Annotated in this window: 28 protein-coding genes and 1 pseudogene; 28 read left to right on the forward strand and 1 reads right to left on the reverse strand. The window is 40.3% G+C overall.

What is annotated here, in order from left to right; all coding sequences use genetic code 11:
- Positions 1-553: 553 nt before the first annotated feature.
- From AAHT65_RS07475 to AAHT65_RS07580, 22 genes are all read left to right on the forward strand, one after another.
- Positions 554-2,527 (forward strand): hypothetical protein, encoded by a 1,974-nt coding sequence (locus AAHT65_RS07475; RefSeq protein ID WP_343311232.1) that lies wholly within the window; start codon positions 554-556, stop codon positions 2,525-2,527.
- A complete protein-coding gene (locus AAHT65_RS07480; protein ID WP_343311233.1) occupies positions 2,527-2,751 on the forward strand; it encodes a hypothetical protein in 225 nt (74 codons plus the stop codon). Before AAHT65_RS07475 ends, AAHT65_RS07480 begins: the two co-directional genes overlap by 1 nt.
- A complete protein-coding gene (locus AAHT65_RS07485) occupies positions 2,744-3,625 on the forward strand; it encodes a RecT family recombinase (protein ID WP_343311234.1) in 882 nt (293 codons plus the stop codon). Before AAHT65_RS07480 ends, AAHT65_RS07485 begins: the two co-directional genes overlap by 8 nt.
- Positions 3,622-4,323 carry an MBL fold metallo-hydrolase gene (locus tag AAHT65_RS07490; protein ID WP_343311235.1) on the forward strand — a complete coding sequence of 234 codons (702 nt, stop codon included), beginning with the start codon at positions 3,622-3,624 and terminating at the stop codon, positions 4,321-4,323. The genes AAHT65_RS07485 and AAHT65_RS07490 overlap by 4 nt, the downstream gene beginning before the upstream one ends.
- A gap of 318 nt (positions 4,324-4,641) precedes the next feature.
- Complete coding sequence (locus AAHT65_RS07495; protein ID WP_343311236.1) at positions 4,642-5,286, forward strand: hypothetical protein; 645 nt, start codon at positions 4,642-4,644, stop codon at positions 5,284-5,286.
- 13 nt (positions 5,287-5,299) lie between these two features.
- Complete coding sequence (locus AAHT65_RS07500; protein ID WP_087992043.1) at positions 5,300-5,581, forward strand: replicative helicase loader/inhibitor; 282 nt, start codon at positions 5,300-5,302, stop codon at positions 5,579-5,581.
- The gene (gene dnaB / locus AAHT65_RS07505; protein WP_343311237.1) at positions 5,556-6,854 is read left to right on the forward strand and encodes a replicative DNA helicase; all 1,299 of its coding nucleotides are present in this window, start codon (positions 5,556-5,558) and stop codon (positions 6,852-6,854) included. The genes AAHT65_RS07500 and dnaB overlap by 26 nt, the downstream gene beginning before the upstream one ends.
- Positions 6,855-6,868: 14 nt before the next feature.
- A complete protein-coding gene (locus AAHT65_RS07510; protein ID WP_217020801.1) occupies positions 6,869-7,048 on the forward strand; it encodes a Fur-regulated basic protein FbpA in 180 nt (59 codons plus the stop codon).
- 100 nt (positions 7,049-7,148) lie between these two features.
- A complete protein-coding gene (locus AAHT65_RS07515; protein WP_343311239.1) occupies positions 7,149-7,604 on the forward strand; it encodes a RusA family crossover junction endodeoxyribonuclease in 456 nt (151 codons plus the stop codon).
- Positions 7,577-8,269: a hypothetical protein gene (locus AAHT65_RS07520; protein ID WP_343311240.1), complete on the forward strand. Its 693-nt coding sequence runs from the start codon at positions 7,577-7,579 to the stop codon at positions 8,267-8,269. Before AAHT65_RS07515 ends, AAHT65_RS07520 begins: the two co-directional genes overlap by 28 nt.
- 126 nt (positions 8,270-8,395) lie before the next feature.
- Positions 8,396-8,578, forward strand: coding sequence for a hypothetical protein (locus AAHT65_RS07525; protein WP_343311241.1), 183 nt, complete (start codon positions 8,396-8,398; stop codon positions 8,576-8,578).
- Positions 8,579-8,648: 70 nt separating this feature from the next.
- Positions 8,649-8,852, forward strand: coding sequence for an XtrA/YqaO family protein (locus tag AAHT65_RS07530; RefSeq protein WP_014112378.1), 204 nt, complete (start codon positions 8,649-8,651; stop codon positions 8,850-8,852).
- 40 nt (positions 8,853-8,892) lie between these two features.
- Positions 8,893-9,372, forward strand: coding sequence for a hypothetical protein (locus tag AAHT65_RS07535; protein ID WP_343311242.1), 480 nt, complete (start codon positions 8,893-8,895; stop codon positions 9,370-9,372).
- Positions 9,373-9,389: 17 nt separating this feature from the next.
- Complete coding sequence (locus AAHT65_RS07540) at positions 9,390-9,677, forward strand: hypothetical protein (protein WP_343311243.1); 288 nt, start codon at positions 9,390-9,392, stop codon at positions 9,675-9,677.
- The gene (locus tag AAHT65_RS07545) at positions 9,674-9,922 is read left to right on the forward strand and encodes a hypothetical protein (RefSeq protein WP_343311244.1); all 249 of its coding nucleotides are present in this window, start codon (positions 9,674-9,676) and stop codon (positions 9,920-9,922) included. Before AAHT65_RS07540 ends, AAHT65_RS07545 begins: the two co-directional genes overlap by 4 nt.
- 74 nt (positions 9,923-9,996) lie before the next feature.
- Positions 9,997-10,758, forward strand: a complete 762-nt coding sequence (locus AAHT65_RS07550) for a putative phage abortive infection protein (protein ID WP_343311245.1) — start codon at positions 9,997-9,999, stop codon at positions 10,756-10,758.
- A gap of 80 nt (positions 10,759-10,838) precedes the next feature.
- Positions 10,839-11,225, forward strand: a complete 387-nt coding sequence (locus AAHT65_RS07555; protein WP_343311246.1) for an ArpU family phage packaging/lysis transcriptional regulator — start codon at positions 10,839-10,841, stop codon at positions 11,223-11,225.
- Positions 11,226-11,295: 70 nt separating this feature from the next.
- A complete protein-coding gene (locus tag AAHT65_RS07560) occupies positions 11,296-12,057 on the forward strand; it encodes a hypothetical protein (RefSeq protein WP_343311247.1) in 762 nt (253 codons plus the stop codon).
- A 494-nt stretch (positions 12,058-12,551) separates the two neighbouring features.
- Positions 12,552-12,719 carry a hypothetical protein gene (locus AAHT65_RS07565; protein ID WP_343311249.1) on the forward strand — a complete coding sequence of 56 codons (168 nt, stop codon included), beginning with the start codon at positions 12,552-12,554 and terminating at the stop codon, positions 12,717-12,719.
- A gap of 141 nt (positions 12,720-12,860) precedes the next feature.
- Positions 12,861-13,682: a hypothetical protein gene (locus tag AAHT65_RS07570; protein WP_343311250.1), complete on the forward strand. Its 822-nt coding sequence runs from the start codon at positions 12,861-12,863 to the stop codon at positions 13,680-13,682.
- 50 nt (positions 13,683-13,732) lie between these two features.
- Positions 13,733-15,010: a site-specific DNA-methyltransferase gene (locus AAHT65_RS07575; protein ID WP_343311251.1), complete on the forward strand. Its 1,278-nt coding sequence runs from the start codon at positions 13,733-13,735 to the stop codon at positions 15,008-15,010.
- Between the two features lie 137 nt (positions 15,011-15,147).
- Positions 15,148-15,396, forward strand: a complete 249-nt coding sequence (locus AAHT65_RS07580; RefSeq protein WP_343311252.1) for a hypothetical protein — start codon at positions 15,148-15,150, stop codon at positions 15,394-15,396.
- Positions 15,397-15,399: 3 nt separating this feature from the next.
- Here the strand turns inward: AAHT65_RS07580 and AAHT65_RS07585 are convergent, their stop codons facing one another.
- A complete protein-coding gene (locus AAHT65_RS07585) occupies positions 15,400-15,756 on the reverse strand; it encodes a hypothetical protein (protein WP_343311253.1) in 357 nt (118 codons plus the stop codon).
- A gap of 133 nt (positions 15,757-15,889) precedes the next feature.
- Here AAHT65_RS07585 and terS point away from each other — a divergent pair, with 133 nt between their 5' ends.
- The 6 genes and pseudogenes from terS to AAHT65_RS07615 all read left to right on the forward strand — a co-directional run bounded on the left by terS (position 15,890) and on the right by AAHT65_RS07615 (position 22,425).
- Positions 15,890-16,765 carry a phage terminase small subunit gene (gene terS, locus AAHT65_RS07590; RefSeq protein WP_343311254.1) on the forward strand — a complete coding sequence of 292 codons (876 nt, stop codon included), beginning with the start codon at positions 15,890-15,892 and terminating at the stop codon, positions 16,763-16,765.
- The gene (locus tag AAHT65_RS07595; RefSeq protein WP_343311255.1) at positions 16,762-18,069 is read left to right on the forward strand and encodes a PBSX family phage terminase large subunit; all 1,308 of its coding nucleotides are present in this window, start codon (positions 16,762-16,764) and stop codon (positions 18,067-18,069) included. The genes terS and AAHT65_RS07595 overlap by 4 nt, the downstream gene beginning before the upstream one ends.
- A gap of 5 nt (positions 18,070-18,074) precedes the next feature.
- Entirely contained in the window at positions 18,075-19,607 is a 1,533-nt protein-coding gene (locus tag AAHT65_RS07600) for a phage portal protein (protein ID WP_343311256.1), read from the forward strand.
- Positions 19,604-20,521 carry a phage head morphogenesis protein gene (locus AAHT65_RS07605; protein ID WP_343311257.1) on the forward strand — a complete coding sequence of 306 codons (918 nt, stop codon included), beginning with the start codon at positions 19,604-19,606 and terminating at the stop codon, positions 20,519-20,521. Before AAHT65_RS07600 ends, AAHT65_RS07605 begins: the two co-directional genes overlap by 4 nt.
- A 43-nt stretch (positions 20,522-20,564) precedes the next feature.
- A pseudogene (locus tag AAHT65_RS21610) lies at positions 20,565-20,748 on the forward strand (hypothetical protein); the annotation flags it as partial.
- A 489-nt stretch (positions 20,749-21,237) separates the two neighbouring features.
- On the forward strand, positions 21,238-22,425 hold the full coding sequence (locus tag AAHT65_RS07615) for an XkdF-like putative serine protease domain-containing protein (RefSeq protein WP_343311259.1): 1,188 nt from the start codon (positions 21,238-21,240) through the stop codon (positions 22,423-22,425).
- Positions 22,426-22,432 lie beyond the last annotated feature (7 nt).

Here is a 22,432-nt window from a genome sequence, read left to right on the forward strand (position 1 = left end):
AGCACGGCAAGCTTGTTCTTGTCGTCAGGCCAGGGGGAGATCTTTTTTATCCATCCATTCCCCCTTTTAACTTACCGCCACTCTCTCTGGTCTGACGATGCGTACAAGCATCAGAAAGGAGGATTTCAGTGTTTTACCTGGTTATTCCGCCAAGAAAGTGCCCTAATTGCGGAAAGATTGAAGAACAATCTTACAAAATTTATTGCAGCAAATGTGAACACAAAATTCCTGATAGTGTTCAGGAACTACTTCAAAAAGTGAAATAAAAAAAGCTCGCTTTGCAGAGCGAGCCGTAGAAGGTGTTACAAACTTTGGTATTCATAGTTTACTGTATCACCTTCCAAAAATCAATCTTTGGAGGTCTTTGACAAATGAATAATGTTATTTACACTGAACCATTTAGTGATCGTCGGCGTGATCAGATTAATCTTGTTACTGTAGGCGGATCAATTTCCTTTGATCTTAAGGGGAATACATGCTTTCACTTCCCGACAGCTGAGGCACGAAATGAGTATCTTTCTCTCAAGTCTAAAGAGAAAGGACGTGATGCCGAATGAAGAAGGAAATTAAACTGCTCAAATTAGAACTTCGTAATTTTAAGGGGATTAAACATTTTACTCTCGATACTCAAGGCGAGAACGTCAAGGTCTACGGTGATAATGCAACAGGAAAAACAACTTTGTTTGATGCTTTTATTTGGCTCTTATTCGATAAGGACAGCCAAAACAAAAAAGATTTTCAGATTAAAACTCTCACAAAAGAAAACAAGCCTATTAGCGGACTGAATCATGAAGTCAGCGGCTTGTTTTTGGTAGATGGTGCTGAATTGTCTTTGAAAAAGGTGTACTCCGAGAAGTGGACAAAAAAGCGGAGTAGTGCTGAAGCTGTATTCTCTGGCCATACCACTGATTATTTTATTAACGAAGTACCATCAAAGAAAAAAGAGTTTAATGATCGAGTCAGCTCAATTATTGAAGAAGATAAATTCAAACTCATTACTTCCCCATCATTCTTCAATGAGCAATTGAAATGGCAAGACAGACGGAAGATTTTACTTGAGATCAGTGGCGATGTAACAGCCGAGGAAGTATTCAGTAAAAACCCTTCTGTGGCTGCCCTGGAAAGCATCTTAAAGAAACGGTCGCTTGAAGAGCATAGAAAGGTGATCGCGGGAAAACAGCGTGAAATAAATAAACAGCTCGATGCAATACCGGTAAGAATCGATGAAGTCCAGCGCACAGTCGAAGATACATCTGGTCTAGATGAACAAGAATTACATGACGAGATAAATTTTCTTCAAAAAGAAGTTGAGTCATTGGAGGAGAAACTTCGTTCAGCTCGTAATGGTGAAGCTATTTCTGAGAAGAGGAAAGTAATTCTCCAGCTGGAGAATGATCTTCAGGAAATCAAAAATGGTCATCAGGAAAAAGAATACAAAAAGATCAATGAGATTAAAGAGCAGCTATACCCTGTGAAAAGCAAGATTGATGAAATTTCAATGGAGATTAAATCGAATCAGCGGCAGTTATCACTTGAAAAAGACAATTTGGATCGATTAAATACGGAAATCGAGTCGCTGCGCCAGAGTTGGTGCGACAAGAATGAGGAGACGTTTGATCAACATCAAACTGAATGCCCTACATGCGGCCAAGAATTACCGAAAGAAAAAATTGATCAAGCCATTGAAAAATTCAATTTTCATAAAAGCCAAGCTTTAGCTGAAATCAATGAAAAAGGCAAGTCGGTTAAGAGTCAAAAAGAAAAGTCTGAGGATGCTATTCAGGAATTAGAAGCTGCAATATCTAATTTGCAGGATGCCTATAAGAGTGAAGAAGAGACTTTATTATCACTTGAAAAAGAATTAGAGGGCGCGCAAAACAATAGATCAGATATTTCAGCGGATCCAATTTATCAAAATAAACAAGCTGAGATCGAGGACATCCAGAAGGAAATTCAGCAATTAGAATCTTCCACAGATCAAGCCGTTCAATTGATTAAGGATGATATCAACAGTAGAAAACAAGAGATTTTGCTGCTTCAAAAAGATCAAGCGAAAATTGATCACGCAAAGCACGTTAATGATCGAGTAAGACAGCTTGAGCAAGAACAAAAAGAGTTAGCAGAACAATATGAATATCTACAGCATCAGCTCTTTTTGACTGAAGAATTTGTTCGTACTAAGGTGCATCTCCTCGAAGAGAAGATAAACAGTAAGTTTAAATATGCTCGTTTCAAGCTCTTCAAGGACCAGATCAACGGGGGACTGGAAGAGACATGTGAAACCCTTTATGAAGGTGTGCCGTATTCGTCCGGCTTAAACAATGCTGCACGTATTAACGTTGGGCTGGACATCATTAATACCCTTAATGATTACTACGGGATCGCTGCTCCTATATTTGTTGATAACTCTGAAGCGGTGACGAAATTGATCAACACAAATTCACAGATCCTCAGTCTGATTGTTTCCGAGAAAGATAAGCAGCTTCGTGTGGAGTTTCAAGACGAACTCGTTCAGGAGGCAATCTAATGGGATCCTATTACATTATCGAACAGGTTGAGACCAAAACTACTAAATCGTTAATTGTTGCTGACAGCGCACAGGATGCTTACAAATGTCTTGAACGCGGCTATTATGACGAGTTTGACAGTGAAATCAAAGTTGAAACTCGTGTAAGTGTCAAAGAAGCATGTACTCCAAGGGAGAAGCAACTATTATTGACTGCGCCACAAGAGGGGGATTCAAATGAATAGCCAGAATCAATTGGCAATTATTCAAAAAGATATAACTGATGATGTGAACAAAAGTTTAACCAGATTGCAGGACGATGGTTTAGTCCTGCCTTCTAACTACAACGCAAGTAATGCTTTAAAAAGTGCTTTTTTTAAACTGCAAGAAGTAAGAGATAAAAACGGAAAGCCAGCATTGGAAGTGTGTTCTAGGGAATCAATAGCTAACTCTTTGTTAGATATGGTTGTTCAAGGTTTAAGTCCAGCAAAGACACAGTGCTACTTCATAGTTTATGGAAATCAACTACAACTTAACCGTTCTTATTTTGGAACACAAGCTGTGCTTAAACGGCTGACCAATGTCAAGGATATTTGGTCAAACGTAATTTTTGATGGTGATGTATTCGATTACGAGATTGTGGGCGGGCGCGAAAAGCTACTTAAGCATGAAACCAAATTCCAGAACAGAGACAACGATATTTTAGGGGCTTATGCAGTTATAAAAACAATAGAAGATGAAGAAATATTAACTGTTATGACGCGTAAAGAAATTGAAACTTCATGGACTCAAGCGAAAACAAAGAGCGTTCAAAACAAGTTTCCTCAGGAAATGGCCAAAAGAACTGTTATCAATCGTGCCGCAAAATCTTTTATAAACACAAGTGATGACAGCGATTTACTTGTACAGGCGATTAATAATTCAACAGAAAATGAATATGACAACGAACGTGTAGATGTAACTCCAGCCGAAGTACAGAAGCAAATTGACGAAAACGCGAATACAGAGGTTATCGATATCGAACCAATTCCGGATCCACAAACAGAACAGCCGGAGCCCCAACCAACAAAAAAAGATGAGAAGCCTTCAGTCTTTGAATCGGACGGACCAGATTTTTGATTGAAATTACAGCCCTGTCATCGAGCAGTAAGGGGAATTGCTATCGGGTCACCGATGGTAAGACCCCGCTTCTTTTGGAATGCGGCATCAACTTTAAACAAATGCAAAAGAGCTTTCAGTATAAAATGTCTCAATTCGCTGGCTGCCTTGTTTCTCATGAGCATGGGGATCACTGCAAAGCAATTAAGGATGTTCTGAAAGCCGGCATTGATTGTTACATGTCTCCTGGGACGGCCGGAGCAATTGGCATTTCTCATCACAGAATAAAGCCTGTGCGCGCTAAACAGCCGTTTAAAGTTGGTTCTTGGTCTATTATGCCCTTTGACGTGCAGCACGATGTGGCGGAGCCGTATGGCTTCCTGTTGGCTAATGAGGACGGTGACAAGCTTCTGTTTGCCACTGATACCTATTACATCAAATACAAGTTTCCAGGACTCACTCACATTATGGTGGAATGCAATTACTCGAATGAAATACTGAACGAAAACATCGAAAGCGGCCGTACACCGCCTTTTATGAAAAGACGACTCTTACAGTCGCACTTCAGTTTAGAAAACGTAAAAGAGTTTTTGAAGGCAAATGACTTGAGCAGGGTTCAGGAAATTTTGCTGCTGCATCTTTCTGAATCAAACAGCGACGAGGAGCTTTTTAAAGAAGACATCATGAAATTGACTGGAAAGGTTGTTTATATACCATGACTGACAATGACTTAATTGCGGTTCCTTACCCTTATTGTTATGTGTCATTGGCCAAGACAGTGGCTCCAGATATGCGTAAGGACATTCTATTAATGTACGTTTCAACCTATTTTCGAAAATATGAACCCAATCTTACTCTTGTGACAATCAAAGGGTTAAAAGCTATCTGCAGAAAGAAATAGCGATGGAAAGGAGGCGAGGCCCTTGGCTGGATGGGTGAGACTATATAAGTCAATGGTCGATCATGAGATCTTTACAGATAATGTCGGCTTTAGGTTGTTCACTTTCTTAATTGCCAAAGCTGCGTTTCAGGACGGTATGAAGATTAATGATTATGAGTTGAAAAAAGGTCAGTATATCCGCTCATATTCAAAACTATGTGATGACTTAGCAATTAAAAAGGGCAGAGGTTTAACAAAATTCACTAGAGCCGCAGTAAAGGCTGCAGCTGAAAGGCTTCAGGCAAAAGGAATGATTACTGCAGAGGAAACTGAATACGGGATGCTTTGGACCGTATTAAATTATTCGAAATTCCAAGGTGCTGTTGAAGAACCTGCATATGAAAATAAGGCTAAAGAAAAGCCAAAAGCACCTCAGCCGAAGGACGAGGGCTCGACTTCTTTCCAAAAAATCGAAGAAAAATTCACTTCGAGAAAAGGCTCTCTATTTTTATCTGCTGTAGATACAGCGGCAATCAAAAGAGTCATAGAGGCAGAGATACCTATCGACGAAGTTTTGACTTGGATAGATGAAATTTTTGATCAATATAAACCTAAATATCCAGGAGACAAGATAAATTCTTTTTCTTACTGTGAACCAATTATTCGTGATAGATGGGCTGCTAAACAAAGCGAAAAACAGCCTTCTAATGTCTCAGAATTTAGGCCGCGAGGATCGATACAGGAAAAAAGCTTTGCCGCTCTCGAGGATTATGCAAAAGAGAACGGCATTAAGGTGAATTAGGAAGGTGATTAATTTGGAAAAAGCAGAAGCAATGAAATTATTGTTGCGGCTTTCCGCAGCATATCCTCGTTTTGATTTAAGCGGCGAGGTCGGGAAAGAGCGAATTGAATTGTGGATGGATCATCTTCAAAAAATGCCGTTCGAAGCCGCGAAAACAAAGATCAATGAGCATATTGCAAATAAACCATTCCCTCCAACAATTGCGGAGATTAGCGTCAAACAACCAGAGAAAAATGAATTTTTAGAGCAACAGAAAGAGTGGGAACGAAATGCAAAACATGCTAAAAAACCTTGAAGCAGAAGAGAGCCTGTTGGGATGTATCCTTGTTGAAAGCGAGCTGATTAAGGAAACCACTTTGGAGCCAAAGCATTTTGCAGATGAGCGGCATAAACGGATTTTTAAGGCTATGCGTGATGTAGATTCCTCCGGACAGCCTGTTGAAATGGTGACAGTAGTTACAGAGTTAGGGGATACAGTCGAAGCGATCGGCGGCACCTCTTATCTTGTAGATCTAGCAAGTGCGGTTCCTTCCGTTATTAATTTTGAAACCTATCAAACACTAATCTATGAAGCTTTTAAACTTCGAGATATGCAAAAGACAGCGCTTGATTTTGCAAACAATCCAAGCGATGAGGGTATTTTGCAAGTCTATCAGAAGACCGTGGAGCTGCAGGAGATTGGAATTAAAAATAATCGTACAAAGATGGATGTTTTAACTGAAATATACAACGACATGTATCAAGAGAAAGGCGAAATAACAGGAGTGGAAACTGGGCTAGCTGATCTAGATGCTATGACTGGAGGCTGGCAGGATAGTGATTTAATTATCGTAGCTGCACGGCCTTCCATGGGAAAAACAGCTTTCGCTCTAAATTTGGCGCAGAATGCGGCGCTAAAAGGTGGGGTTGTGGATGTTTTTTCTTTGGAGATGTCCGACCGTCAACTCGTTAACCGGATGCTCAGCAATTTAGGTTCAATCGAAGGTACAAAATGGAGAAACCCGCACAAGTATTTCAGTGAAAAAGACTATGAAAACGCGAATCGGGCCATCGGTGAATATGAAAAGTTAGACATCTATATTCACGACAAACCATCACAGTCAGTGGCTGATATTCGTTCTGCCATTCGGAAGACCACAAAGGACCACCCGGATCAAAAGCATTTGGTTGTGATTGATTATCTTCAATTAATCCGACCTATTGGCAAATTTGAAACGAAAAACTTAGAGGTCGCAAGCATAACAGGCGAATTGAAGAACATAGCCCGGACCTTCAATGTTCCAATCATTCTGCTTTCTCAACTTTCTCGCGGTGTTGAGCAACGGCAAGATAAGCGGCCGATGATGTCTGATCTTCGAGATTCGGGCAGCATTGAGCAAGATGCCGATATCGTTAGTTTTCTCTATAGGGATGACTATTACGATAAGCAAAGCGACCTTAAAAACATAGTGGAGATCATTTTTGCAAAACAAAGAAACGGCTCGGTTGGCACTGTGATGGCAGCCTTTATTAAAGAGTACGGACGATTCTTAAACCTTGATAGACAAATGGAAGCCCTTGTGGGTTGAAAAGGAGCGGTTTTATGCCAAGGAATGAAGTGAAGAAGCGGAGAGAATTTCTGATCAATGAATTGATTCGGTATGGCTATCCGATCGAAAAAGGAGAAGCTTCGAGTCATTTGACACTATTTGATCTGGAGAATCTCACAATAACAGTAAAATGCCGGTTTGGCCGTGAAATGTCCTTCGAGGAGGGAGATTGATGCTCGGCACGCTCCGCTCCTTAACATTCATTATCATGAACGGAGATTTAATAATGACGGAAATTGAGCAGCTGGAGGCAGCTGACGGGAGGTAACAGTATTGATCAGATTCACAATTTACGGCGAGCCGGTAGCGCAAGGGAGACCGAGAGCTACTACGATTAATGGTATGACCAGGCTGTATGATCCAAAGAAATCAAGGGACTTTAAGCAATATGTGAAGCTGGCCGCTTCAGATTATCGTCCATCAAAATTGCTAGAAGGACCACTTGAATTATCTGTAAAGGTTTATAAATCCACTTTGAAAAGCTTTAGTAAGAAAAAAACTGCAGAAGCAGAACAAGGACTGTTGAGGCCGAGCAAAAAGCCAGATGTTGATAACTATATAAAGGGAATCAAGGACGGTTTAAATAAGGTTATCTGGCATGATGACAGCCAAATAGTAGACCTTCATGTCAGCAAGTTTTATAGCCAAAAACCAAGAATTGAAATACAGGTAAAACCACTATCACAAGAGGAGGAACAGTTATGTCTTTCGTTGATTTCAAAGGATTAGTAAAAAAGGTGAATCATAAACCAAAAGGTATCACTGAAGTTGTTGTAGAGGTCTCAACTAAAGAACTTGGAAACAACATTCAAAATTTAGCTGAAATGATTGATAGAGAAGTAGAAACACAACTTGAATCTGAAGTAATTCAATACACAGTAGAAATTAATACTAAAACAGATCGACCGATTACAAATTACACAGTGGATCAAAATGGCATCGTAAATGTCTCTGATCCAGAACCGGAACAACTTGAGGCAGATCTCGGACTTCCTAAAGAAAAGCCTAAAATCGAAGAAAAATCAATGGAAATTGAGCGAGAAATCGTTGATTCTTTCATCACTGAAGGTATGGCTCCCACTCTTGATGGATTCCCTGAAAATATTGATGAAATTGCGAAACGCCGGATTGAAGGTGAATCATACAGCAAACTGGCGAATGAGCTTGAAATGTCATCTGGTGTCATTGTGGACCTCATTAACGAGTACAGAAAAGAGGTTGCTCCGCTTGCTGTAGCTTGGTGGGATTGGAAGCAAGATCAAGAGGCTGAAGCTGAGCCTATGGAAGAAGAAAAGCCGTCTGTTCCTTTGGATGAAAGCAGTGAATACGATTTGCCTTCAAACGATGAAAAAGAAGAAGACAACCAGGATGAGGGCGAACACGGAGCGGCTTAATGGTTAAAAGGCAGCGGCGTTGGTATTTGCTGTTTCGCATGGAGGATGGACGAGCAGTCCACCTCTATGAGCCTTTAAGAAAATACGAGCTGCTTCAGCGGCTTAAAAATGGATGGAGGGTTATTGGTGGTCTCAAGGAGAGAGTATCTTATAAAACGTCTTACGGAAGATTTCAGGATGGTCCCAGGACACGGACCGGATCTTTCTAAGATGACAGTTGAAGAACTTGAAAAGCGATTGAGATTTTTAGAATCTGCGTTCAAGATGGCTTGGGAAGAAGAGGACGAGGAAGAGGACGAGGATATATAAAAAAACCGCAGCATAAGGCCCCGGTTTAGTTAATCTCGACAATTAATTATAACACGGGGAGTGCTGCAAAATGAACCGACCTATTGAACTTGAAAACTTACACCAACTTTCCGTTGGAGACTTGATTGAACGAAACAAAATAAAGCTAGTTATTCTTGATGGTAAGGATGGCTGCGCATATTTAGCAGATACACCTGAGTACGGCATTACAAACGTGCATACCAGGGACAATGAATATACAAGAATCCATTTTGATTATGGATTTAAGAAGTAAAGCGGAGGGGCACCCTCTGCTGTTATTGGGGGGAGTGTTTATGGCCATGAAAGGCAAATGTCTCAGTTCGGACATTACACCATTAGACAAAGGGCGAGAATACTTCCTCTTCCCTTTAGGAGATAGCCACTATTATGTATCTAAATTTGACAGTGTAAACGCCCATTGCGGAGCTTATGAAAAGAAACATTTTAAAGTCATCGATGCGGGCTTAGGAGAAGAGCCGCCTGCAGGTAATTATGAGCATCTGGATTCTTCAAAGATTTACAGCGCAGAACTTATTTGGATGAAGCCGGCTTATGCTCTCTTAGAGCCGCTTGGCACATATTATGTTAGGCCGAAGGCTCCAAGGATGACGCACTGCTATTACTTCCATGATAGAGAGTTAACAAAATACGGAGGGATTTTTCCGCTCCATTGGTTTATAAATTTTCAAGAAGTGGATGAAACTCTGCTTGATCAGATAGAAGAGAAAAAGGAGCTGCCGTCAAGTGAATGGCAGCAAATGAGCTTGTTCTGAGATAAGGAGGAGCCAATATGAAAGATAAGATACAGAGAATCGAAAATGAGGTCAGGCAGCATATGGGGCTATCTCTGGCCTCAACGGAGTGGCTGATTGATACGGTTAAGCAACAACTGGCCGTCATCGAGGAAAACAAACGGCAGGAAGAAATAGCAGTCAATCAGTTCAAGCAGGCCCAGCAAGATATCCGACGCCTGAGCGGGGAAAGCAACAGATATAAAAAGGCTTTACAGCAAGTTATCAAGAACCTGCAATTCACAATAACAGCTGCTAAAAATGAATTAGAAGGTGAGAATAGTTGATACGAATTTATGAAAAAAGTGATTCGCAGTTTAATAACCTGGCTGCTGCCTGGTCTAAAATGACTCACCTTGATAAAAACTTGTTTGAAGTGAGCGCCATCATTCTGGCATCGGATCATCAAGAAGAAGAGGCTGAAAAAGTAGCTGCGGCTTTGAAAGGATCAACAGCATCGAGAACGGAAAAATTCACTTCTGTAATGCCTTGTACCATGGTTTGTTTGTTATCTGAGGTGAAAAAGGAATAATCTTGTTATTTTTATCACAACCCCCATAAAAAGGATATAATCAAACTTAAAAGAGAAAAAATGGGGGGATTCAAATGAGTGAAGAAGGTAAAAAGAACAAGTGGTTCGACAATGAAAATAGTTGGGCTAATGCAGGAAAAACAGTATCTGTGGTAGCCGTTATAACACCCTTTATAATTTTGTTTTTTGTTTGGGTTATTGCAAAAAGTATAAATTTTAATGATTTAGGACCTGTTGGTGATTTTTTCGGAGGCATTACAGTTGGACTATTTAATTTAGCCAGTATACTCCTAGTTTTATCTACAGTTAAATTACAAGGGGAAGAACTAAAAGAGACACGGAAAGAATTTAAAACTACAAATGAAACTTTATTAAAGCAACAAACTGATAATACATTTTTTAATATGATCAACCTTCATAATCAGATTGTTAGTGAATTAAATATTTTTGGCTACCAGGGCAAATATGCACTTAATAAATTAAACAAAGAGATTAAATCTCGTTATAAGACTGTTTTGTTAGAAGATAAGAAAGAAAGGATATTGAAACCATACGAAGATTTATATAACGAGTATTATTTTGGCCATTATTTTAGGAATATGTATAGAATAATGAAATTTATAGATCAAGCTAAAGAGTTAAGCGAAGATGAAAAAAAGAATTATATTGGTATTTTAAGAGCACAGCTATCAACAGGAGAATTGTTACTAATTTTTTATAATGCTTTAAGTAAAAGAGGGGAAAAGTTTAAAGAGCTAATTCTTAAATATGATTTTTTTGATGACTTATTAGATGATGATGTTTTCTATAAACAACTTAAACATTATTTGAAATAATAAAGAAAGAGCGGATACTGACCATTTAGCTAATGTTAAATGGGACGTGCCCGTTTTCTTATAGTAAGGGAGGAATTTGGATGACAGCAGCAGAGCAATTATCATTTCTTCCGGAAGTGAATGAAAAGGAAGTTCGTAACCTTGTTATTAAAGAGCTGAAAACCTATAGATCATTAAAAGTTCAGGCGGAGAATAGGAAAGAACAAAAGGAAAAGGGAGTCATTGGATTATTTCCGCAGCTTCGTAAAAACACCGAATATAATCAGCTGAAGGTCAAGCAGATGGACAGGGCGCTAAAGCACTGCCTTGATCAAGATGAATATAGGATCATAGAAAAGAAATATTTGTCTCCGGAAAAAATAAAAGATCTTGAAATCATGATAGAACTGGGTCTCAAAAGAGATAAGTTCTACCAGGTGAAAAGACAGGCTATATACAACATCGCGACAGCGCTCGGAATAATCTGAGGGCTGTTTTTTTATGTGTATATTATTACCAAACTTTATGCTATAAACTAAAGGTAAGGGGGTATAGAATATGATGAATGGTTGGCTTATAAAATTTTTAAGACCAGAACATGTGTCTGAGTTTTTAGATGGTTCCCTTTTCTTTATGAACACTGGTTATTTTATTGACTTAGAAAAGAATGGTCAAAATAAAGGGATTGGAGACAAGTATGAAGGTTCTCTATTTAAACTTTTAGATCCTAAAAAAAATATAATACAAATTGAAATTGAAGGTGAGTGCCTTACACTTCCTTTTGAAAGGGCATTTTCGACAGAATCAAGAGAGGGGATTCGGTCATTACTCTTAAATTGCTTTACTTTCATAAAATTTGACGGTTTCACCGAGGATTTTAATAATTTTTACCTTGATTATCATGAAGATATCGGTCATGCCTGCAAAGTCAAACCAAATATTTTGGACAGTTTAGAAAAAGAATTTGAAGGGCGTATACCAGTTTGGATACACAATAGTAAACTCTTTATGGAACGATTTGAAGCTGAAACTGAGAATATTCGTTATAGACATGGACCGGTTGTGTATTTTGATGAATTCTCAGATTACCCATTGTCTTTAGAAGAAGTAAAGAAAGACTTTGCTAATACACTTTTTTGTAAAAGGAAGTTCTATGAAAATCAACGGGAATACAGAATTATACTAAAAAACCCAAAGGAATTAGATAATTTTAAAATTAACATTGGTGATTTAAGAGATTGCGCAAAACCATTAGAAAGTGTCCAAGATTTACGAGGGGCATTCTGGTCAATTGAACAAACTGAGGAGCATTCTGTTTAATGAATGCTCTTTTTTGTTGGGGGATAATGAACCGATAAAATACCGACAAAAAGCCGACAAAATGGGGGATAAAATGGGTACTTTTTTCAATCGCGTTTTGTCATACGATAGAAACAAGAAAACGAACGTGAATAACAGTCCAAAAAGGAGATACCTACGGACGCTGATCTTTTGTACATGGAAATTTGTACAGCTGATTAGTGGCCGTTTTTTTATGGCCAAACCAGGAGACGCACCTTTCCTTTATCAAGTGTGCACCCGGATGTATCGAATGACTATGAAGGTCGTTAGCTTCACAGGAGGAGCGACTGGAGTCTATGCAGTATTGCGCGCGATAGTCACGGGGAACGCTAGCGGTGAGATCCCGCTTGCAAGGAAAGTCTTAAACCGGCTCTCCATTTTCTTTGCTTACCTCCTGGGGGAAATCGGCGGGCCACAAATAAATAAAAGCGAATAGCGTAAGGCGGTGCTTATTCGGCAAGGAGAAATAAAAGATGAAGATGAGAGACGTTTTATCTGCTGACACGAAACAGCAGCTTAAAAAAGTGTTAAGTCCCTCAACAAAGGCAGATGAACCTTTGACGAGAAGGGATTGGGAAAAAATCATGGGAACGAAACGTGACACCTTCAGACGTGTAGGCGGCCGGATCCGGAGAAATTAGGTTTTGAAAAAATAGGGTTAATAATGATCCCTATTTGTAAATGGATAACAAATTTTTGGGCAAAATTCCTTTTTTTTAATATACTTAAGTAGCAGGGCTGATATGTTGATATTAGCCTTGCAAAAAAAGGGGGAATAGAAGATGAGTGAATTTACTGGTAAAGAAGTAAAAAGGGCTATAAGAGATTTTGAATCAGCAGTAGAAGATGTAATGAATGCAGGCTATAACACTTATAAGTCAAGGATTAAGCGACTTGTAAATTTATCGCAAACTAACAGAGTTGTGAATTCAATTGTTGGTCCCATCTTTAATTTAGATGTGAATTTATCGGAAATTCATTATCATAGAAACGGTAGTGGTTGGATTGATATTAAACTACCGATAACTATAGATGAACAAATCGCTTATGTTATCAAAGTATTTCAATTAGTTTCTGAAGAAAGCCTATCACTCGATAACTTAACCTTTACAATTTATAAACAGCAGAGAATTGCTGATAACATAAATATGTATTTATCTGAAGTTTGCTATCCATGTTTAAGAGAACTTATTTATAAACTCCGTGACTTAATTGAGGATGAGGTTGAAGGCAAAGAAGAGGTACCAAAGGCAGCACTTCAAATTATTAATTATGGGAATTTATCAGCTCAGAATGGAAGTTCTATTGCCGTAGGTAAAGATATTCAACAAAATATAAATTACAAAAATTTGAGAGAAGAAATTATGGAGAAGGTTAAGGAAGCTCAATTAGTACATGAAGATTCTCTTGAGGAAGTAGAAAGACTATCAGGTGAAGTGGAAGAAGAGCTAAATCAACCTGAACCCTCTCAATCCAAATTGAAAAGTCTAGCTAAAAAAGCGTATGAGATTGGAGAGAGTGGCCTGCTTAAAGTGTTCACAACTGTTGTTAACGACCCGCGTTGGGGACAGGCTGCGGCGGAAGCTCTACTAAATATACAATAATAGCTTTAAGCATCCTTAGATGGGATGCTTTTTTGTTTGGAGGTTAAAACATGATAATAAAATCTATTCCAGTTAAAAAAATTAACCCCGCTGCATACAACCCTCGGATTGACCTTCAGCCCGGCGATCCGGAATATGACGCCCTCAAAAAATCTATAGAACAATTCGGATACATTGATCCACTTATCTGGAATGAAAAGACCGGTCATCTTGTTGGTGGCCATCAGCGCTATAAGATCCTGATGGAGAATAAACCGAAAGAAATCACCGTCTCCGTTGTCTCCTTAGATAATGATGAAGAGAAGGCTCTCAACATTGCACTAAACAAGATCGGCGGTGATTGGGATGAATCCAAACTCGAACAAGTCCTTACGGAACTAAAAGAAAATGATTTCGATCTAAGTCTTACTGGTTTCTCAGAAGTTGAGTATGAGGAGTTGCTATCTAATTTGAATGTGGACACAGGAATCACAGTGGTGGAAGAGGATGATTTCGACGTTAAAGAAGCACTGGATAATATTCGTGAACCTGAGACTAAGTACGGTGATATATGGCGTCTCGGCCGCCACACTTTAGTATGTGGTGATGCGACTAAGCCAGAAGATGTTGATAGATTAATGGATGGTCATAAAGCGGATTTGGTTGTGACTGATCCTCCATATAATGTGGCTGTCAAAAGTGACAGTAAGAAATTAAATGAAGATGGCCACGCATCTATCATGAATGATGAAATGGATGCCGATCAGTTTGATGAGTTCTTGAGAAGTGTTTTTCAAAACTACTCATCCGTAATGAATAATCGAGCGGCTATTTATGTATTCCACCCGTCGTCCTATCAACGTGCCTTTGAAAATGAAATGAGAAATGCAGGTATCGATATTCGATGTCAGTGTATTTGGGTAAAGAATTCACCAACATTCGGATGGGCTCAATATCGTTTCATGCATGAGCCTGTTTTCTATGCTTTCAAAGAAGGGTGTTCACCGCATTGGTATGGTGATCGAAAACAGACAACAGTCTGGAGATCGGATTTACCTGAGGAGCATGTACCTGATACCGTTTGGGAAATTTCAAGAGGAGACATTTCAAAATATGTCCATCCTACTCAGAAGCCATTAGAGCTCTTAAATATCCCGATCAGTAACAGCAGTAAAAATGGTGATACTGTCCTTGATTTCTTTGGTGGAAGCGGCTCGACCCTTATGACTTGCGAACAAACAGATAGAGAATGTCGTTTACTCGAATTGGACCCGTATTTTTGTGATGTCATTAAAATGCGTTTTCAAGAAGCAACTGGAGAAGAGCCAGTACTTATCAGTTCTTTATAAATAAAAAAGAGGGTGCTGACAACACCCTCTCTTTCTAAACAGAGATAAACTCCCTGTCAAGGAGCGTGATCAAGACGCGGCCGCGTTGTGGGAAAACATCACGCTCTCATCTCATATTGTAATGGAGGACAGGGAGTATGGCAATAGAAAACAGAAACGTATGTTCCTTTTCTGACGATGAAAAAGAAAATCTCCTTCTCCTGCATAGTGCCGAGTTGTTAGAGAACATCAGTCAATCAAAAGAGAAATACCGAAAAATCGTTCAAGCAGGTATCGCCCAGTGGGTCAAAGATTTTCAAAGTGGCCATATTAAGGTGAACACTGTGGACGATTTGAAAAAGCTCATAGAGCTTGATATAGAGCTTCAGAAAGATGAAGAAATTTGAAATTTAGTCAATTTCGATTTCTATTCTATCCATAATTACCCTTGTGGCGTTTATTCCACAATTATAAGTCCCTGTACCCGTTGGATAAACAATTCTTACAAAATTATCCGGAGTAACATCTGCAATAAATATTCGCGTAGGATTACTTAATTCAGCTATACCTTCAACTGAGGCTGTAACGAACTTACCAGCTTCAATTTGACTTGCAGTTGCTTCTTTAATTGGATCTCCTTGAAAACTATGTTGTACGTTTGAATATCCATGGGAACTTTGCTGCACATTTGGAATTCCGTGGTAACTTTGCTGTACGTTTGGGTATCCAAGGTAACACGGAACAAATAGAGGGTATTGATAATGCATGATCATATCTCCTTTGAATTTAATTTACAAATTATGTATATGAAAGACAATCTCCTACTCGGAACAGGAGAAAATACTCATTTTAAAAACAAACACAAACTCAAACATGAGGTCCGGGGGTGGGTGAAATGTAATGCCGAGACCAAGAAATCCACGCAGAGACGAAGCTTTTCGTTTGTGGGAAGAAAGCGGCGGAAGCAAGAAATTAAAAGACATTGCCGAGCAATTAAACGTTACAAGCAGCACTGTCCGCAAATGGAAAGCAAACGATAAATGGGAAGAAAAAATGAATGGGAGCGCTCCTAAATCGAAAGGGAGCGCTCCTTTTCGTCCAGGTGCTCCAAAAGGTAATCAAAACGCCAAAGGAAATAAGGGAGGGAAGGCGCCTCCTGGCAATCAAAACGCTAAAGGAAACAAAGGCGGCGCAGCCCCTAAAGGGAATAAAAACTCTGTGCGTACTGGCGAGTATGAATCAATCTTATTTGATTTCATGGATGATACAGAAAAAGAGCTGTTTGGCCAGATCGAAACAGACCCGCTCTATCAAATTGATCTAACAATAAGGGAGCTGAGCCTGCGGGAGCGGCGGATGATGCAGAGAATAAGTCGAATTGAAAACGGCTTAACAGAGAAGCAGCGTCGGGTCCTTCAGCAGATGCGAAAGGTTAAAGATATCGTACAGACTCCAGAGAAAAACGGACTGGTTAAATCCGTCCCAATCATTAATGAGCGGCTTGTGGTTACTGAAATTGAGGAAACTGAAATGAGGGCGATTGATGATATCTTAAACATCGAGGAAGCAATGACCCGTGTAACGGATAAGCGTCTGAAAGCCATTCGCCAGAAATACGATATGATCCGCTTATTGGATGAACACGAACTGAAGCTGCGCGGCATTTACCTTTCAAATGAGACGAAACAGGCAGAGCTTGAACGGCTTACAGCCCGTCCGGTTGATAATTCTGTTCACATTACTATTGAGCGTAAGCATAAGGATGAGGACAAATGATTAACAAGGAAGTAAATCCACACTTTGAAAATTTCCTCTTTGATTGGAATCAAAAGTTTCAGTTTCTAGTCGGTGGTTATGGATCCTCGAAGAGTTATCATGTGGCGCTCAAGATTGTTCTGAAATTACTGGAAGAGAAGCGGACCGTTCTTGTCGTGAGGGAAGTATACGACACACACAGGGACTCAACCTTTTCCCTCTTTGATGAAATTATCAATGACCTTGAGATCGATCATATTGTTAGATGCGTTTCTTCACCAATGCAGATCCGCTTTCCAAACGGCGGCCGGATCATATTTAAAGGGCTGGATAAGCCGGCCAAGCTGAAATCAATCAATAACGTTTCTCTCATATGGATTGAGGAATGTTCTGAGGTGAAGTATGAGGGATTCAAGGAGCTGCTTGGACGTCTGCGTCACCCGACATTGCCGCTTCATATGATTCTTTCAACAAACCCGGTCGGAGAAGATAACTGGACATATAAGCATTTCTTCAAAGATGACCGACAAAAACGGTTTGTGCTCGATGACAAGGAATTATATTTTAAACGAACAATTGTTTTAAATGACACCTACTATCACCATTCAACCGCAGAAGACAATCTATTTCTTCCGGAAAGCTACGTGAAGCAGCTCGATGAAATGAAAGAATACGATCCAGACCTTTACCGAATTGCGCGGAAGGGTCATTTTGGCGTGAATGGGGTTCGTGTGTTGCCACAATTTGAAGAACGGCCACATGAAGAGGTTATGACAGCAATCGCTAATATTAACCGTCCGCTTATGAGGGTTGGCATGGACTTTGGTTTTGAAGAATCATATAACGCCATTGTCCGCCTCGCTGTGGACCATGAAAAGAAATACCTCTATATCTATTGGGAGTATTACAAAAAAGGCATGACGGACGACAGGACGGCTGAAGACATCAAGGAATTTGCTGAGTCAAAGGAATTGATCAAAGCCGATTCCGCTGAGCCGAAAACGATCCGGTATTTTATTCAGCAAGGCTTCAATATGGTGGGTGCTCGTAAATACCAGGGCTCGCGTCTCCAGTACACAAAGAAGATCAAGCGGTTTAAGAAAATCATTTGCTCCGATCTATGTGAAAATACGATCTATGAACTGAAGCCGCTCACCTACGCTAAGGATAAGCTAGGACACATCATAGAAGACGAGTTCACCATAGACCCACATACACTTTCAGCGATCTGGTACGCCCTTGATGATTACGAGGTGACTGACTTGAAAGATGAACCAAAAGGAAGGCCACAGCGGACAAGACCAGAACGAAAAGAAAGGGGGTAAATCTTATGTCGAAGCAATCAGTTAAGGCCAGGGTAATTAAAGCAACACCGCCTACCGAAACCACAAAACAAATATATGAGGATGATTTCGCAGGCAGATATACGGAAAACATGATAGAGCCTCCATACAACCTAAAGGAATTAAAAATGATTGCTGAGTATTCAACCATGTTACAGCAATGTGTGGATGCCTACAGGACAAATATTCTCGGCTTTGGCTTTGATTTGAAATACTCAAAGGATATCAATTCAGATGAAGTGGATTCTGCAGAAAAAACGGCTGCGGATAAAGAATGGCAACAGCTTGAGGAGTTCATAAAGTATCTGCATTTTGATGAATCAGCCGAAACGCTGCTCGGCTTCTGTTTAGAAGATCGGGAAAAGACAGGGAACGGATATATAGAGGTTATCCGTAACGGTAAAAATCAGCCTGCCGGCATCGAATATATGGCCGTGGAATATATCCGGGTATGCAAGCTGTCTGATCCGATAGAAGTTGTTTTTAATTACTTTGAATCAGGTCAATTAAAGAAGATGAAAAGGCAGAAGCGGTTCCGTAAATATGCTCAAATGATCGATGGTCGAGTCATTTATTTTAAGGAGTACGGCGACCCACGCACTCTCAATCTCGAAACAGGGGAATATGATGAAAACACTCCTTTTGAAAAGCAGGCCCATGAGGTCGTGCATTTTAAGATAGGGAGCGGCGCATATGGTAAGCCCCGTTGGATCGGTCACATTGTCAATCTATACGGCGCTCGGAAAGCAGAAGAGCTGAATTTCATGTACTTCAAACAGGGCCGGCATATTCCCGCGGCTATTACCATTGAGAACGGAATGCTTTCTGAGGATTCATATAAACAGCTGCAGGACTATATGAATGGTCTTGAAGGTGTGGAAAACGCACATAAGTTTCTGTTGCTTGAAGCGGAAGGGATAGCGAAAGGAAAGAATATTCATGGTGATGAAGAAATCGTTCCAGTCAAAGTAGACATCAAGTCTCTTGCTGAGATTCTTCAGGAAGATGCTTTGTTTCTGGAATATGACCAAAAGAACCGTGATAAAATCCGCTCTGCCTTCCGTCTCCCGCCGATCTATACCGGAGAAGCGCAGGACTACAATAGAGCGACAGCTGACACAGCGAGAAAGATTACAGAAGAGCAAGTCTTTCAACCGGAACGAAAGATACTTACCAGCAGGCTAAACGCCTTATTTTTAAATGACCTTGAAATTCATAAAGTAGAGCTGCAGTTAAAAGGCCCGGATTTTCAGGATCCGCTTGAAATTGCAAAAGTGCTGACTCCTTTCATTACGGCTGGGGCTGTATCGCCTAATGATCTGCGGGATCTGGCTGGACGTGTACTTGGCAAGACGCTTGAGGAATGGCCGGAGGAAGAATACAATCGGCCGATTGGTAAGAATGAAGCGACGCCTGCCTCGGATCCATTTGCAGCGCTGTTTAAATCCAATAGCGGCACTCCGGATATGATTGGGCTGTTGAAGGATATGCGGGATGTTTTGGAGGATTTGAAGCAATGAACAAAACGGATAAGCTGCTAGAAAGCTTAAATGCCTTTATTCAAAAAGCCGAGGAAGATGAGAAAGAGAAGCTCGTGGAGGTCGTACCTGATTTCCCCGGTCTTTCTAAGATACCCGGATTTGTTGAAGAATATGAAAAAGGCATCGCCAGATTACTCAGACGCCAGCGTAAGAAGTTTTTAGATGGTCTGAATGGTTTTATAGGCAAAGACTCAACAGAGACACTGGAAGCCCTTCTGGTGTTTTTTACGCAGAACCTATTTGCTGAGGATGACTTTGAGGAAGAATTTCAGGAGCTTACCGAGGGATTTCTGCAGCAGACCGTTGAAGAGCTGGCCGGGGTGATCATGGATTCATTGGATCCGGAAGTCCCGTTCAAAGCTTTATCAACCAGGGCAGTAGATTGGATCAAAGGCTGGTCTGAAAAGCTTGCCGAAATCATGAAGTTAAACACTCATGAAGCGGTGGAAGACGTGCTGACAGATGCCATCGAGAACGGATCATCCATCCAGGACATTGAGTTGACTCTCAAAGACATGCCGCAATTTGATAGGGAGCGGGCGCGTACTACGGCCATTACTGAAGTGCTTGCCGCTTCCTCAGCCGCGCAGCATGAATCATATGCACAATCACCGGTAGTAAAGAAAAAGAAATGGCGACACAGCGGAGGGAAGAAGAACAATCCGCGTGAAAATCACATCGATCTTGACGGCACAATCGTTGAGGTGGATGAAGAATTTCAGATACCAGGAAGCAGCGAGACTTGCATGTTTCCGCGGGATCCTAAACTCTCAGCAGGAGAGCGGGTTCATTGTCATTGCGTTCTATCGCCTGTGGTTGATAACGAGATTTTGGGATTGTCAGCCGAGGAAAAAGAAGAGATTCGAAGAGAAGCCTTAGCAAACATGGAATAAAATAGTATAATTACCTCATTACTTTCGTAAATGGGGTTTATATATGAATTGGATGGAATTTATATCATCAGTAGTAAAATCAATTGTTTGGCCTGTAGCTATTATTATCATAGTTATAAAACTGAAAAGACCTGTATCAAATTTAATCAGCACGTTGGCGAAAATAAAATATAAGGACTGGGAATTCGAGTTTCTAATAAATAAGAAGTTGGATTTGGTTGAGTTTTCACTTTCAAATGAAAGTTCTAAAGAAACTAATGTTAAAGATAATCCAACTAGTGGTGTAACAATAGAGGTAGAACGTCCTCCTCGCCAAGGTTATGTGGAAATGGAAGTAGGGACCGGCAAAACTAACCCCTTTCTTCGTACTATAAGAAATGATTTATACCGTCTGGATAGTGCAATTATTGACCTGTATTATACCGTGAAAAGCAGAAAAAATGAAACGCCTCAGAAAGCATCGATTGGGAAGATAATTGGATATTTGGTCAGTGAAGATATAATTGAGGATAAATTAGGTGAGGCCATACTGCTACTAAGGCAAACTCCAGACGAGCTTGAAACAGTGTCGGTAATACCAGAGTCCATAATAGACAGGGCCCGAAAATATATAAAAACTCTTACAAAATATTTTAATTCAAAAAATGAATTATTAGCTGCTAACACTAAGTCTTCTGAATAAAGAAGGCTTTTTCTTTTTGAAAGGAGGTGAACACATGCCAAGAGAACTGATAAACGCAAAAATCACACATGTTTCTTACGTAGACAAGGCTGCTAATCAGAAGCAGTTCTTTTTTATGAAATCAGAAAAACAGCCGGACTTTCAAAAGGAAGTCAAGGTCCTTGCGAAAGAAGCGGACGAGCAAAAACTTGTTTACGGTATCGTTTATGAACCGGACACCGTGGATGCTCACGGGGATTTCATGACAGCTGCAGAAATTGAGAAGGCCGCTCACGGCTTCCTGAAAGATGCCCGTGAAATTGATAAGCAGCATGACTTTCAGGGCGGCGTTGGTGAAGTGGTTGAATCTTATGTCGCTCCTGCTGATTTTGAAATGAATGGTGAAACCATCAAAAAAGGATCATGGGTGCTTGTGACAAAGGCTTCCGAGGCAGTTTGGGATGAGATCAAAAAGGGTGAGATTACCGGTTATTCAATGGCCGGCATCGCAGATATCGCAAAACAAGAAGAAAAGCCTGTTTCTCCAGAGGACAACAACGAGAAAGGGCTTTTTAATTTGGTCAAAAACTTTTTTAATGGTAATGCCAATGTTACCAAGGGCGCAGTTCGGGACAAATATGACGAGGGGCGCCAACGCCGTGAATTTTGGGCCGCGCAAGATGCATTAAACTCAGCTTTATTCAAATGGGACTATCCCGGAGAAATGGAAAATGATCCTGCGAAAATTAGAGAAGCCCTTCAAGACTTCGTGAATATCGCCCAGGAAGTATTGATTTCTGATGACGTTCTGAAAGCGATCGGGCCAAAGCCTGAAGAGCTGCAGAAGGCTGGCCGTAAATTATCGGCCGCTAATGTACAGGAGCTTAAAAATATACAGGACAATATCAGCAACTTGTTAAGCCAAGCAGAAGAAAAGGAGGAAGAAGAGATGACTTCAGAAGAAGTAACAAAATCCATTCAAGAAGCATTAACACCGATTGAAAAGCGGCTCACTTCTTTAGAAAAAGAGGAAGATCCTAAAAATAAAGATGAGAAAAAAGCAGCAGAGGAAGAAGAGGCTGAAAAAGAGGCAGAGAAGTTGAAAAAAGCCATCACAGATGCTGTTCAACCGCTCGCTGAGCGTATTGAAGCTATTGAAAAAAGCCGTGGCACCTCTAAACAAAAAGAGGAAACGGGAAATGAAACGAACGTCGAAAAATCTATCTGGTCAGGGTTGCTTTAATCCCTGG

The sequence above is a fragment of the Bacillus atrophaeus genome, from assembly GCF_039519175.1.
GTDB classification, from domain to species: domain Bacteria; phylum Bacillota; class Bacilli; order Bacillales; family Bacillaceae; genus Bacillus; species Bacillus atrophaeus.